Raw genomic sequence first — 13,703 nt, forward strand, 5'->3', positions numbered from 1 at the left:
AGAATTTAGTGGAGAAATAACATGCCCAGTAGCCCCAGGCCAAGCCAGCGGCAGCTCAATGAGGATTTATCCAAACAGGAATTAACCGCCGCCCTTATCATCCGTAATCAGTTGAGAGCGATTCTGGATGATTCGGGATCGCACTTGAAAACCCTTGCCGCCAAAGGAGCGGTTAACGAATTGCGTGAGCGCATTGACCAGGCATTGGTTGCCCTGCTGCATGCAAAAAGCAGGGAAGAATACGCGTTGCAGCAGAAGCGCTTCAATCTGCTTCTTGACCAATTTAAAGACGTGATGCAGCTTGAAGGCGATGTGGAACTTGCGTTGAAGGATTTTCGTTTTTTCCATCATGTGCACCAGACTCTGAAGCTCGCGACGGTCGAGAACAGGGGCACCTTGCTTGAGCGTTTTGCCGAGAAGTTTCAGGATGATCCTGATTTCGATTTGTGGTGCCGCCATTTGGCAGCACTGCAAAGCTTACCCAAAAGTCAGTTTGAGGCCCAGAAAAAAGCCTTGCTGGATGGCCTGGTGGCTGAAACCACTTATCTGGATTTGGGTAATCTGGCAGCCATGGGACTCATTGAACGAAATGTCCATTTGTTAGCCGATACCCGCTTAGCCTATTTAAAAGAAACCAATAACCGCAAATCCCTCATGAAAGACATCGGCTGGATTGGATTGGGTATTGGCCTGGTTACTGCCGCGGCCGTTTTAGCCATCGCTTTTCCTGTCCTGGCGGTGCCGGGCATTGTCGTGGGTTCCATTGTAATGGGATACGGCATCATCGATTTTGCCAAGGAAAGCGTTGAACTTTACTCGGAATTGACCGAGGAAGAAAAAGGGGAATTAAGTCTCGACGTGGAAGATGAATTGAAAAGTCTTGAGGATGACATTCAAGACATGGATGTCGAAGGGTTTCTGCGAAAACAACCTTACGCTCATCACGAGTGGTCAACTGAAAAAAAATGGGTTAAAGGCCTAGGCTATGCTGCATCCTTTGCCGGTTTTGCCTTAGGCCTTGTGGCGTTAGCCTTTGTTCTGCCCGGTGTCGCTGTGCCTGCGGCAGCGGTGATTGCGGTCACGGCAGTGGCTGTCGGCATTGCTGCTTTGGCCGGTGCTGTGTTGGGCTACAAAGTGTTGAGTGAGCAGAAAAAACTGAAGGAAGCCGAACAGGCGATGCAGCATGACATGATCAAGGATTCAGAGACGCTGGATAGTGTCTCCGATCACCTGCTTTGCACGAGCTTAAGCAGCGATGCCCGTATGAATCAGCAATTGCGATCGTCCCCGTCCAAAAAATCCGCACTGGCGCCCGCGGATCGTGCGGCAAATCGTGACGAGGATGAAGACGATGAACGCGAAGGTGATGAGGATCGCGGCGTACCGGCAGAGGAACTGGATGAAGGCGACTCGGATACGGAAAGGGAAGGCGAGGAGGAAGAGGGCGGTGAAAAGCCCCTGGCCCGCAAATAATGGCAAAGAAGGCATGCGTTTAAACCACCTCGTTAGGTGGCCGCCCAAACCATTAAACATTCCCCATTCGTCGATAAATGAAGAAAGGCAGATGCTTAATGACCATCATGATGAGGCGCCAGAAGCCGGGGTGGTAAAAGCGGCGTTTTTTGCGGTGGAGATTAGCCCAGCAGGCTTTGGCGCAGGCTTTGGGCGGTGAGGCATAAAAAACACCCGGCATGCCATAGGTTTGTACGGTATCGATGAACCCGAGGCGCGCCACGGTGATGGTTGTCGAAGGCCCGGCCTGCTGTTGTAATCCCTGCAGATAGACTTCTATGGCGGCCTTACTGCCACCATATAAACTGTTTCGGGCTCGGCCGCGGCAGGCTGCGACTGAGCTTAAAAAAAGCAGTTGATGCTCGTGTTGCTGTTTGTTCAGGTAAGTGTGGATCACCTGCACAGTACTTAAAACATTGGTTTTCACCAGTTTGCCTATCGCCGCTGAGTTTAAGTGATTATTTTCAACAATGGCACTGTGAGCGATGAACAACGACAACTCCTGATCCATGGTTTGAATTTTCTTAAGCAGCTCCCGGATGTCTTCACTAAAATCGGCGGTTAGAATGTCGCAGGCCACGCGATGGCGCAAGGTAATTTCATCCGCAATGACATCGAGTTGCAGGGTATCACGGCCGACTAGCAGAAGCGGATGCCCCGCTGCTGCCGCGAGCTGTGCGAATTCATTGGCAATGATGGACGTGGCGCCGAGTATCATCCAGGTGCTTTTAGTCATGGGTAATCCCCAGGCGACGCCCCAGATCGGATTGCATACCGGTTGGGTAGTGTTGCAGCAAGGCCTTAAATGGTTTGTGTTCAGGGTATTGAACCATGAATTGATCGCGAGTCAGAAACAAATCCTTTGCCAGATAAACGCGTCCGCCGATGTCAGTGATGAATTGATTCATGGCTTCAATGGCTGCCCGGGCATTGGTGTCGTGGATAAAATCAACGGCAAGGGTAAAGCCGGGACGCACAAAACTCAATAAGCCAGCTCCGGGCCGGGTAAAATACTTTAACACAGCGAGCGTGGGTGTTGCCTGCGTTTTAGCGATCACCCTTAACAATTGGGCTAAGGTGGTTTCGGCCTGGTCTTCGGCAAAGACGGCCTGAAACTGCACAAGGCCCTGTCGACCATAAAGCCGGTTCCAATGCCTGATTTTATCAAGGGGATTATTAAACTCAATTAAATCGAGACGCCGCATACCGGTATCGGCGCGTTTGAAGTAATAGTGATTAACGTATTGCATGCTGTAGCGATAAATCAGGCGAAACGGTAGCTTCGGTAGCGTGAATGCTCGCCGCGGCGGGGGCGTTGTACCGTGATAATGAACCGCAGCAGACATCAGCGCGTGTGGCGAATTCAGCAAATCGAGCCAGGCCACCAGGTAATCGCATTGCCTGCTGGTTTCTTTCATGGCGGTGAGCAGTTTATCGAATGAGGTTAATTTTTCGGTGTGCACTTCCACGCAGCGGGGGGCTCTTTTCAGCGTTAAGGCAACGCGCCGGATAATTCCGGTTAATCCAAGCCCTGCCAGGGTTGCAGTAAAAAGTTCGGCGTATTTCTCGGGACTTACCCGCAGGAGTCTGGATCCCTGCTGTAATTCTATCCACTGAATGTGCTGTCCAAGGCTTCCGGCGGACACATTGTTTTTACCATGGACATCATTGGCAATGCCGCCAGCGAGGCTGGCATGGACAGTACCGGGTACTACCGGTGGAATAAAGTCCGGATGGACCTCAAATAAATCAGCAAAGGTGACGCCGCCCTGGCAGTACAATAAGCCATTGCTTTCATCAAAGCTCAGTAAATGATTGAGCCGTGTGCAATCAATGACGTTTCCCTGCGTGTTAAAGCAACAATCGCTGTAGCTCAAGCCATGGCCGCGGGCCAGTACGTTGGTCAGCGAGGATTCAAACAAAGGGGGCAGCTGCCATTCATTGTCAGGACGAAAGCAGGTTGATTGGCTTAAAATAGCGCCGCTGAAATGGGTAAGGGTTTTAGTCTGGCTGCGCATACACGGAGGAAGCGTCTGTGGTATTCTCATTTTGCCCATGTTTGTTGAATTAAACAATCCTTTATTCACTGCTTCTTTTATGAAGCACTGGCTATACTTTAAGTGACAGAGTAATAAAGGATGACTCTTATGCGCAAAGCCCTTACCATGCTACTTCTTCTAATCGGTTTAACCCCTGTGGCGGTGTACGCTGCGGATTTACCCACGGTCGTTATCGGTTCAGAAAATTACGATCACGACATGTGTGTTAATCAATACACCGACAATTGCATCAGCACTGTATGCATCACCTCCAGTGCTCTGGATTGCAATGAACAGTGCAAAGCCGCTGCCATTGATAAATGCGAAGAAAAAGAAGAAGAGTAGGGAATTTTGTGTCAAAAACTTGACTTTCTCCCTGCATGCTTTTTATCTTAATCCTGTATCTTTTTGATTATTCACTCAAATTTCCAAGTGGCACGTGAATTGCTTGGACTGCTGTGAAAGAGAAAAAGTAATTTAGGAAAACGAGTGTTTTCAATGATTTGACAGGATGGTTATGGCTGAAAAAGATGTGTTATCACAGGAAGAAATTGATGCGCTCTTAAGCTCCGTAGGCGATGAGGAAGGGGCAGCGCCTGCGGCAGAGGCTGACGAGGAGAGCCATCAGGACACTGCAGCCGAGCCTTCAGAACCTGCCAGCGATAAAAGCGCTGAGCCCGTGAAAGAGGCAACCGCCGCCAAGCCGGAATATTCCCCGAAAACGACAGGACTTGACGAGAAAATACAGGTCTTGAATTTTGCCAGTCAGGAGCGGATTGTTCGGGGTGAATTGCCGGTGCTCGATAAAATTCATGATCGGGCCGCCCGTTTTTTTGGCAATGATATCTATCAGCTGATGGCCAAAGAGCTGGAAATCAAACAGGAGCCGTTAAGTGTTGTCAAACACCGTGATTTTTTAGACAGCCTGCCAAACCCGACCTTAATGACCCTCTACCGCTTTAAACCCTTACGCGGCAAAGCCATTGTGCTGTTTGACAATACGTTTGTGTATGATCTGGTCGATTATTATTTTGGTGGCAATTCGCAATTTCTGGCGCAGACTGACAAAACCGATTTTACTGCGGCGGAATTACGGGTGATGGAAATTGTGATAAACAAACTGGTGCATAACATTGAACACGCCTGGGCGCCAATCATCAAACTGGAAGCCATCCGTGTCAATGACGAGACAAACCCCCAGCTTGTGCACATTGGCGAACCGGAAGACTTGCTGTTAGTCAGCCGTTTTCTCATTGATTTTGGCCGCGAGAAGGGCAGTTTTTCCTTTGTCATGCCGTTCTCGATGGTGGAACCCATAAAACAGCAGCTCGAACTTGGCGCAGCCAGGCCGGATGATGAAATTGATCCCAACTGGATCATGTCGCTTAAAGAGGAATTGATGGATGTGGAATTACTGGTTACCAGCGCCATGGCGCAAACGACCAGTACGCTTGGCAAAGTGATGGGGTGGCAGGTTGGCGATTTCCTCCCGCTTGAAATGCATGAAATCGTTACATTGGATATTGAGGGAACGCCCAGTTTTACTGCAACTTTGGGCAGTGCCAATGATAAGCGGGCATTAAAAATCATTAAAAAAATCAGTTATTAGGGGATGGACATGAGTGAGCAGAAGGACGCGATAGCTGCAGGTACGGTAACAGGGAATGGCAGCGCGGTGGATGCCAGCGGTGAAAAAATGGAGTTGATTCTGGATATCCCCGTCACGGTGACCGTGGAAATTGGCCGTACCAAAATGACCATACGCAATCTTTTGCAACTGAATCAGGGCGGTATCGTGGCCTTGGACAGGCTGGCTGGGGAGCCCCTTGACGTATTGGTAAACGGCACGCTCGTGGCTCATGGCGAGGTGGTGGTCGTCAATGACAAATTTGGTGTGCGTTTAACCGACATCGTCAGTAAAGCTGAACGGATCAAGCGCCTGAAATGAAAACATCACACTGGCTCTGGGGAAGTCTGTTTCTCCCATTAAATGCCATCGCCTCCGGGACAGAACTGGCGAAGGGCAACACGGCCTTAGGCGCTCATGAGATGCTGCGCTTGACGTTGGGTCTATTGATTGTGGTGCTGCTTATTGTCTTTTTAGCCTGGGTTTTGAGGCGTTTAAATCAGGCAGGCATAGGCGTCAGCGGAGCGTTTCGCATCATTGCCGGAACAAGCCTCGGACCACGGGAAAAAATCATGCTGGTGAAGGCGGGGGAACGTTATTTGCTGCTGGGTGTGGCCAATGGCAGCATCAACACACTCCATGATTTCGGTGAGGAACTGCCGCCAGGCTTTCAGACAGAAGCGAAAAGTTCGTTTCCTGAATTGCTTAAACACGTTATGAGGAAGTCTTGAAATGAAGCACAGCAGGACAAGACTTTTTCTTATGATGGCACTTTTGTTTCCTGTGCTTGCAGAGGCCGCGTCCCTCAGTCTGCCAGGCGTCACCGTGACCCCCGGCACTGGCGGTGCCCAAACGTACAGCGTTAATCTGCAAATCCTCATTTTCATGACCCTGCTTAGCGTTTTGCCAGGGTTACTAATGGCCATGACCGCGTTTACCCGCATCATCATCGTGCTTTCTATTTTAAGGCAGGCCATTGGGATGGCTCAAACGCCGACTAATCAGATATTGATAGGCATCGCCCTGTTTCTGACCTTTTTTGTCATGGCCCCGGTATTTAATCAAATCAATGAGCAGGCGGTGCAGCCTTACCTCGCCGATAAAATCGAATTCACGCAGGCCTTGGGGTTGGCCCAGGGACCGCTTCACCATTTTATGCTCAATCAAACTCGCAAAAACGATCTGGCGCTGTTTGAGAAATTCAGTAACAAAACCTATGCAACCCTAGCGGAAGTCCCCATGAGCGTACTGATCCCTGCCTTTGTGACCAGTGAATTGAAAACGGCTTTTCAGATTGGGTTTTTGTTGTTTCTGCCTTTTTTAATCATCGATATTGTGGTGGCGAGTGTACTGATGGCCATGGGTATGATGATGCTGTCGCCATTAATCATTTCCCTGCCGTTTAAAATCATGCTGTTTGTGATGGTTGATGGGTGGACACTGGTGCTGGGCTCTTTAGCGTCCAGTTTTGCCATGAGCTAACCCAGGAGGGGAAGATGACACCCGATGGCATTGTTTCAATTTTCAGCGAAAGCGTCTATGTGATGATCATCATCCTGGCTGTCCTCATTGTACCGGGGTTGCTGGTGGGCCTTGTCGTGGCCATGTTTCAGGCGGCCACGCAAATCAACGAAATGAGTTTAAGTTTTATTCCCAAGTTGTTTGTGACGTTCCTTGTGCTGGCATTTGCGGGGCCGTGGTTATTAAAAACCATGATCCATTATACGGAAACACTGTTTATGAATATTCCTTACCTGATTGATTAATCATGGACATTGATTATAAGACAATGATTATTCAAATCAGCCAGGTCGTCTGGCCGATGCCGCGTATCAGCGGCCTGTTTCTGACCATGCCGGTGATTTCATCTGTCCTGATTCCTGTGCGGGTGCGAGTGGTTATTGCCATGGCGTTTTCCTTTCTGCTGTCCTCGTTTGTTCCCTCGAGTTTGACACTTGAGCATTTCAATGGCTACTACCTGATTTATCTGGCCTTCGAACTGCTGTTGGGGCTAATGATGGGCTTTGTTCTGCAAATGGTGTTTCAGGTGTTTGTTATTGGCGGACAGATCATTGCCATGCAGGCTGGGTTGGGTTTTGCCACCATGATTGATCCCGCCAGTAAGGCCAGTGTGCCTTTAATCAGTCAGTTCTATCTGTTGATGGTCAGCTTGATGTTTCTGGCCCTGAATGGCCACTTGGCTGTTTTTGAGTTGTTTTTTAACAGTTTTACCATGCTGCCGGTTGGAAGTGTGCCGGTGGAATTGTCTGATATTGGCCGAGTGCTGATTTTTTCGGGCTGGATGATGAAAGAATCTGTTCTGGTGGCCTTACCGGCAATTCTCGCTTTGCTGGTTATCAGTCTGGCCTTTGGTGTCATGACCAGGGTGGCGCCGCAGCTTAATATTTTCTCTATCGGATTCCCGATCACACTGTTTATGGGGATTGTGATTTTGCGGGTCAGTTTGCCCGGGGTCGCGGCACAGATTGCCGACAGCCTTGAGCAGGGGATGTTACTCATTAAAGGATTATTGTACTGATGGCAGACGACGAACAATCCCAGGAGAAGACCGAACAGCCCTCGCCCAAACGGTTAAAAGAAGCGAGGGAAAAGGGTCAGATCGCGCGTTCGAAAGACTTTAACGCCACCATCATCCTGCTGTTTTCCGGCGCGGGATTTTTGGTTTTCGGCAATTTTTTATCCACGCATTTTCTCACCATGATGCATCATGCCTTTGAATTCGACAGCCGTATTCTTTTAACCAGCATGGACATGATGTACAACCTTTACTTTATCATTCAGACCGGGGCAATGGCGGTATTCCCAGTGTTGATGGTCATTCTTGTGCTTTCCATCGCCGCCCCGCTGCTCATGGGCGGCTGGGTGTTCAGCCTGCAATCGGTGCAGCCGCAGTTTTCGCGCTTAAGTCCCTTAAAGGGCATCAAGCGCATGCTGTCGGTCAAAGGCCTCATGGAAATGCTCAAAGCCATGGCTAAATTTTTTCTCATCTCCATTGTGTCGATTGTGGTGCTGAAATGGAAAATTCCCGCGTTGCTTGCGCTCGCAAATTACCCCTTGACCAGTGCCTTGAGCGAAGGGTTATGGATAGTGGGCATCCTTTTTTTGATAATCAGCGCCAGTTTAATTCTTATCGCCGCGGTGGATGTGCCATTTCAATGGTATGAGCACAACAAGCAATTGAAAATGACAAAACAGGAATTAAAAGACGAATACAAGGAAACGGAAGGAAAGCCAGAGGTTAAAGCCCAGATCCGTCGCACCCAACAGGAAATAGCAAGACGCCGCATGATGAGTGAAGTGCCCAAAGCGGCGGTAGTCTTAACCAACCCCACGCATTACGCAGTGGCCATCAGCTACCGGCAGGATGGCACGCGCGCACCCATTGTCGTGGCCAAGGGCAAGGATTTGGTGGCGTTGCAGATTAACCGGGTGGCCAAGGCCAACGATGTGCCCATTCTTTCCCTGCCGCCTTTAGCCCGTGCCATTTTCTTTTCAACGGATTTGAATGCGGAGATTCCGCGGGGGTTGTATGTGGCCGTGGCCCAGGTTCTGGCCTATATCTTTCAACTGGAGGATAAAAGCCGTTATGAAACGACACCGGGCTTTTTAAACGATTTACCCATTCCTGATGAGTTGAAACGCGATGTGGAGGATGAAGCATGAATAATGTTGTGAGCGTTTTACGTCAATGGATGCAACACGGCCTGGGTACGCCACTGATGATGGTGATCATGCTGAGTATGATGATCCTGCCTCTGCCGCCTTTCTTACTTGATATTTTCTTTACCTTCAATATTGCTTTGTCGCTGGTGGTTCTGCTCGCTGTGATTTACAGCAACAGACCGCTTGATTTTGCTGTCTTTCCTACCGTGCTGCTTATCGCCACCCTGCTTCGCCTGGCATTGAATGTGGCCTCAACCCGCGTCGTGTTGCTGCATGGCCATACGGGTACGGATGCGGCGGGACAAGTCATCGAATCATTTGGTGAAGTGGTTATCGGCGGGGATTACGCGGTGGGGATTGTGGTTTTCACCATTCTTGTGATCATCAACTTTGTGGTGGTGACCAAAGGAGCCGGTCGCGTGTCGGAAGTCAGTGCACGCTTCACTCTGGATTCATTGCCCGGCAAGCAGATGGCGATTGATGCTGATTTGAACGCCGGCATCATTAATCAGGAACAAGCCGTCCAGCGACGAACTGAAGTCGCTCAGGAAGCGGATTTCTACGGCTCCATGGATGGTGCCAGCAAATTCGTGCGCGGAGACGCCATCGCCGGGATTCTTATCCTGTTCATCAACCTGGTCGGCGGACTGGCTATCGGCATGATGCAGCATGGCATGAATTTTTCAGATGCCTTACGCAATTATACTTTATTGACGATCGGTGACGGTTTGGTGGCGCAAGTGCCCTCCTTGGTGTTATCCACGGCGGCGGCCATCATGGTAACCCGGGTTTCAACCGCTCAGGACATGGGCAAGGCCGTGGTGCATCAGGTCTTTGGCAATCCCAAATCCCTGTTTATTGCTGCTGGCATTATTGGCGGTATTGGTTTAATTCCCGGCATGCCTCACGTTGCTTTTATTTTATTGGCAGCCGGTTTAGGGGGTATTGGCTATCTGCTTCTGGAAAGGGAAAAGGCAGAAAAGCTAATCGATAAAGAGACGGAAGCATCCAGTCGTATTGAAGAACCTGCCACGGAATTGTCCTGGGATGATGTCAATCCCGTGGATGTCATTGGCCTTGAAGTCGGGTATCGCCTTATCCCAATGGTGGACAGCACCCAGGGCGGTGTGTTGCTGTCGCGCATCAAGGGGGTACGCAAAAAGATTTCTCAGGAGCTTGGTTTCCTCATCCCCACGGTTCATATTCGCGATAATCTGGATTTAAAACCCAACAATTACCGCATCAGTCTAGCCGGTGTGGTGATGGGCGAGGCACCGATTTACAATGATAAATGGCTGGCGATTAACCCCGGGCAGGTCTTTGGCGAATTGGACGGTTTAAGGACGCTTGATCCCGCATTTGGTCTTGAAGCAGTCTGGATTAACGAAAATCAGAAAGAACAGGCGCATACCTACGGGTACACGGTGGTGGATGCCTCGACGGTCATTGCCACCCACCTAAGCCAGATCCTTGAAGCCAACAGTCAGCAATTACTCGGTTATGAAGAAACCCAGCAATTACTGGATAAACTGGCACGCACCTCACCCAAGCTGGTGAAAGAACTGGTGCCGGATACCTTGACGCTTGGCGGGGTGAATAAAGTCCTGCAGGGCCTGCTGGTTGAGCATATTCCTTTAACAGACATTCGAACCATTGTCGAAACCCTGGCAGAGGCGGCCAGTAAATCAAAAGACATTGATTACCTCATCGGTCAGGTCAGGGTAGCGCTGTCGCGCATGATCACTCAGAAAATAAGTGGTTTGCATGAAGAATTGCCCATCATTACGCTGAAACCGGAGCTGGAACAGTTATTGCAGAACAGCATCCAGAGCAACGCCGGCCAAGGCGTGAGCTTTGAACCCGGAATGGCGGATAAAATTCAGCACTCGCTGGCGCAGCTGGCAGCTCAGCAACAGGCGAAAAATGAATTAGCCGTTCTGGTGGTTCAACCGGGGATACGCGCGGCATTGGCACGATTTGTGCGTCACATTTCCAGTAATTTGCATGTTTTATCGTATCAGGAAATCCCTGATAACAAGGAGATTCGCATTATTGGTACGGTCGGTTAGTAGAGTGGAGAATCCATGAAACTGAAACGCTTTGTTGCACCTGATACTCGCACTGCCATGCAGCAGATTAAGACGGCGTTTGGCCCGGATGCTGTCATATTGTCCAGCAGCCGGGTGGATAACGGCGTTGAAGTGGTGGCAGCCATTGATTACGACGAAACTGTATTGAGTGCGGAGGCGGCTGTAGCAAGTGCCGAACCCCCACCATTACCTGCCATTAAACCAGTGGAGTCGCCGCTCGATGAAATGCGGCAGGAAATCCAGACGCTGCGCGGCATGCTGGAAGCGCAAATTCGTGGCCATGGCGGCCAGGGCGAACCCCTGCATGCGGTGTTGATGCAAAAACTGCTTTATCTGGGTGTCAGTCAGCGAACGGCCGCGGCACTGGTCAGCGGCGTCAGTCCCACACTGAATCAGCAAAAAGGCTGGCAGCAGGTATTGAACGATTTTTCCATGCGCCTTCCCATTTATGATTCCCGCCGCATTGAAGAAGGGGGTGTTTACGCCTTTGTCGGGCCGACCGGGGTTGGGAAGACGACCACCCTGGCGAAAGTGGCCGCGCGCTTTGTATTGCGTTTCGGCGCTGAAAACCTGGGCCTGGTTACCATGGACACTTACCGCATTGCTGCAGAAGAACAGCTGCTGCTTTATGGCAAAATTTTAGGGGTACAGGTCTGCGTGGCGCAGGATGACGTGTCTTTAAGCCGCGTTATCCGGCAACTCAGCAATAAAAAGTTGGTCCTGATTGATACGGCAGGTATGAATCCAGCCGATGAACGGGTTGCCCAACAAATGGATTTGCTGAGCACCAAACTTCATTCCATTGCTACGGTCCTGGTTTTACCGGCTACCAGCCATTATCAGGTGATTGCCGATGCCATTCAGCGGTATCAGGCCAATCGGGTCGAGCAGTGCATCATCACCAAGCTTGACGAAGCCTTGGCTTTAGGCGGCATATTGAGCGCGGTAACGGAGGCGCGGCTGGGGGTGAGTTACCTCACTCATGGCCAGCGGGTACCCGAAGACATCAAAATGGCAACAAGGCATCAATTAATTGAGCAGCTGGCGGAGCAAGGCCAGGCCATGCAGCAACGGATCGAACTGGAAGGTGCGGCCATGCAACAGGCGGCGAGGGGGGTGTATGTCGAAAGTTAAACAAGGCGGTGAAGTCGGCAATCAGGCCGACGGATTGCGCAATATCAGCCGCTCCAAACCGGTCAAAGTCATTGCCGTTTCTGCCGGGAAGGGCGGGGTTGGCAAAAGCAATGTGTCTGTTAACCTGGCCGTGGCGCTTGCTCAGAAGGATAAAAAAGTGCTGCTCCTGGACGCCGATTTGGGATTGGCCAACATTGACATCATGCTGGGGCTGCACACCAAATTCAATTTATCCCACGTGATTCAGGGCATCTGCAATTTAACGGACATCATGCTGACCGGCCCCTATGACATTAAAGTGATACCGGCTGCTTCCGGTACGGAATACATGACCCAGCTCAGCGCAGCCGAGCATGCTGGCATTATTGATGCATTCAATGAGCTAACGGATGACTTTGATTACATGATCATCGATACGGCGGCCGGCATTTCCGATACTGTGCTAAGCTTTACTCGATCGTCGCAGGAAATTATTGTGGTGGTCTGTGATGAACCCACTTCGTTAACGGATGCTTATGCTTTAATCAAAGTCATGAGCAAACGCTATGAATGGACGCATTTTCACATCCTGGCCAACATGGTCAGAAGCGTCAAGGATGGACGGGAGCTGTTTAACAAACTTTACCGGGTTGCTGAGCAGTTTCTGGATGTGAGCCTGGATTACCTTGGGGCCATTCCCTTTGATAATCAGGTTCATGAGGCGGTTAAAAAACAAAAAGCAGTGTTGGTTGCTTATCCTGAATGCAGTGCGACAAAAGCAATACATCAGCTGGCGGAAAATGTTGAAGATTGGCCATTTAGGCGTTCGTTAGGCGGTAATACCAGCTTTTTTCTGGAACGGCTGGTTGCGGGTGAACACTGAAAGGGAAGATTTTCAGTCAGAATACAGTAAGGAGAGCGTCGTGGATGCTTTGGAAGCATACGGCAAAGTAAATCAACAGACCCAGGAAACGCTGATTAAGACCCATGCCTTAATGGTCAAGCGTATTGCCCATCATTTACTCGTGCGATTACCTTATTCTGTACAACTGGATGATTTGATTCAGGCGGGCATGTTGGGCTTGCTGGAAGCAGTCAGAAATTATGATTCCAGTAAAGGCGCTTCCTTTGAAACCTATGCAGGGATCCGCATTCGCGGCCACATGCTGGATGAAGTCAGACGAAACGATTGGGTTCCCCGCTCGGTTTACCGGAATGCCCGCATGGTGGCGGAGGCGGTTAAAAAAGTCGAAAACCGTTTAGGCCGTGATGCTAAAGATAAAGAAATTGCGGACGAATTAAATATAAGCCTGGATGAATACCATTCGCTTTTAAAAGACTCCGCCGGCAGTCAGTTGTATGGTTTTGATGATTTGGGGGTAACGGAGGATGTTTTGAAAGGGGAGCCTGGCAGTTCCTCGGAGCCGCATGAAAATGCCCTTCACGAGGACATGGTGAGGCATTTAGCCGAGGTCATTGAAACGCTGCCGCAGAAAGAACAGCTGGTCTTGTCGCTTTATTATGAACAGGATCTGAACTTAAAAGAAATTGGTCAGGTTTTGGGTGTCAGTGAGTCCCGTGTTTCACAAATTCATAGTCAGGCGACAATTCGCCTGAAAGCACGATTATCGGAATAGT

Annotated in this window: 15 protein-coding genes; 13 read left to right on the forward strand and 2 right to left on the reverse strand. The window is 50.1% G+C overall.

All coding sequences use genetic code 11. From position 1 onward, the window contains the following. The first annotated feature begins 21 nt into the window (after positions 1–21). The gene (locus GH742_RS04950; protein WP_203456355.1) at positions 22–1,473 is read left to right on the forward strand and encodes a hypothetical protein; all 1,452 of its coding nucleotides are present in this window, start codon (positions 22–24) and stop codon (positions 1,471–1,473) included. 52 nt (positions 1,474–1,525) lie between these two features. On the opposite strand, the gene GH742_RS04955 is transcribed toward GH742_RS04950, so the two are convergent. Together GH742_RS04955 and GH742_RS04960 are read right to left on the reverse strand one after the other, a co-directional pair. Beyond that, complete coding sequence (locus tag GH742_RS04955) at positions 1,526–2,248, reverse strand: SDR family NAD(P)-dependent oxidoreductase (RefSeq protein ID WP_203456356.1); 723 nt, start codon at positions 2,246–2,248, stop codon at positions 1,526–1,528. Next, the gene (locus tag GH742_RS04960) at positions 2,241–3,530 is read right to left on the reverse strand and encodes an FAD-binding oxidoreductase (protein WP_203456357.1); all 1,290 of its coding nucleotides are present in this window, start codon (positions 3,528–3,530) and stop codon (positions 2,241–2,243) included. The genes GH742_RS04955 and GH742_RS04960 overlap by 8 nt, the downstream gene beginning before the upstream one ends. Positions 3,531–3,659: 129 nt before the next feature. On the opposite strand from GH742_RS04960, the gene GH742_RS04965 reads away from it, so the two are divergent. The 12 genes from GH742_RS04965 to GH742_RS05020 all read left to right on the forward strand — a co-directional run bounded on the left by GH742_RS04965 (position 3,660) and on the right by GH742_RS05020 (position 13,702). Then, entirely contained in the window at positions 3,660–3,896 is a 237-nt protein-coding gene (locus GH742_RS04965; RefSeq protein ID WP_203456358.1) for a hypothetical protein, read from the forward strand. A gap of 172 nt (positions 3,897–4,068) precedes the next feature. Further along, a complete protein-coding gene (gene fliM / locus GH742_RS04970; protein WP_203456359.1) occupies positions 4,069–5,160 on the forward strand; it encodes a flagellar motor switch protein FliM in 1,092 nt (363 codons plus the stop codon). A gap of 87 nt (positions 5,161–5,247) precedes the next feature. Then, positions 5,248–5,499 carry a flagellar motor switch protein FliN gene (gene fliN / locus GH742_RS04975; RefSeq protein ID WP_370569544.1) on the forward strand — a complete coding sequence of 84 codons (252 nt, stop codon included), beginning with the start codon at positions 5,248–5,250 and terminating at the stop codon, positions 5,497–5,499. After that, positions 5,496–5,909 (forward strand): flagellar biosynthetic protein FliO, encoded by a 414-nt coding sequence (gene fliO, locus GH742_RS04980; protein WP_203456361.1) that lies wholly within the window; start codon positions 5,496–5,498, stop codon positions 5,907–5,909. Before fliN ends, fliO begins: the two co-directional genes overlap by 4 nt. Positions 5,910–5,940: 31 nt before the next feature. Next, a complete protein-coding gene (gene fliP / locus GH742_RS04985; RefSeq protein ID WP_239005288.1) occupies positions 5,941–6,660 on the forward strand; it encodes a flagellar type III secretion system pore protein FliP in 720 nt (239 codons plus the stop codon). Between the two features lie 14 nt (positions 6,661–6,674). After that, a complete protein-coding gene (fliQ, locus tag GH742_RS04990; protein WP_058525518.1) occupies positions 6,675–6,944 on the forward strand; it encodes a flagellar biosynthesis protein FliQ in 270 nt (89 codons plus the stop codon). A 2-nt stretch (positions 6,945–6,946) separates the two neighbouring features. Further along, positions 6,947–7,717: a flagellar biosynthetic protein FliR gene (gene fliR, locus GH742_RS04995; RefSeq protein ID WP_203456363.1), complete on the forward strand. Its 771-nt coding sequence runs from the start codon at positions 6,947–6,949 to the stop codon at positions 7,715–7,717. Further along, complete coding sequence (flhB, locus tag GH742_RS05000; RefSeq protein WP_203456364.1) at positions 7,717–8,862, forward strand: flagellar biosynthesis protein FlhB; 1,146 nt, start codon at positions 7,717–7,719, stop codon at positions 8,860–8,862. The genes fliR and flhB overlap by 1 nt, the downstream gene beginning before the upstream one ends. Beyond that, on the forward strand, positions 8,859–10,931 hold the full coding sequence (gene flhA / locus GH742_RS05005; protein ID WP_203456365.1) for a flagellar biosynthesis protein FlhA: 2,073 nt from the start codon (positions 8,859–8,861) through the stop codon (positions 10,929–10,931). The genes flhB and flhA overlap by 4 nt, the downstream gene beginning before the upstream one ends. A 15-nt stretch (positions 10,932–10,946) precedes the next feature. After that, complete coding sequence (gene flhF, locus GH742_RS05010) at positions 10,947–12,086, forward strand: flagellar biosynthesis protein FlhF (RefSeq protein WP_203456366.1); 1,140 nt, start codon at positions 10,947–10,949, stop codon at positions 12,084–12,086. Next, positions 12,073–12,948 carry a MinD/ParA family protein gene (locus GH742_RS05015; RefSeq protein WP_203456367.1) on the forward strand — a complete coding sequence of 292 codons (876 nt, stop codon included), beginning with the start codon at positions 12,073–12,075 and terminating at the stop codon, positions 12,946–12,948. The genes flhF and GH742_RS05015 overlap by 14 nt, the downstream gene beginning before the upstream one ends. Positions 12,949–12,988: 40 nt before the next feature. Continuing rightward, positions 12,989–13,702 carry an RNA polymerase sigma factor FliA gene (locus GH742_RS05020; protein ID WP_203456368.1) on the forward strand — a complete coding sequence of 238 codons (714 nt, stop codon included), beginning with the start codon at positions 12,989–12,991 and terminating at the stop codon, positions 13,700–13,702. The last annotated feature ends 1 nt before the right edge of the window (position 13,703 follow it).

This window comes from Legionella sp. MW5194 (assembly GCF_016864235.1).
In the GTDB taxonomy this organism is placed as follows: Bacteria; Pseudomonadota; Gammaproteobacteria; order Legionellales; family Legionellaceae; genus Legionella_C.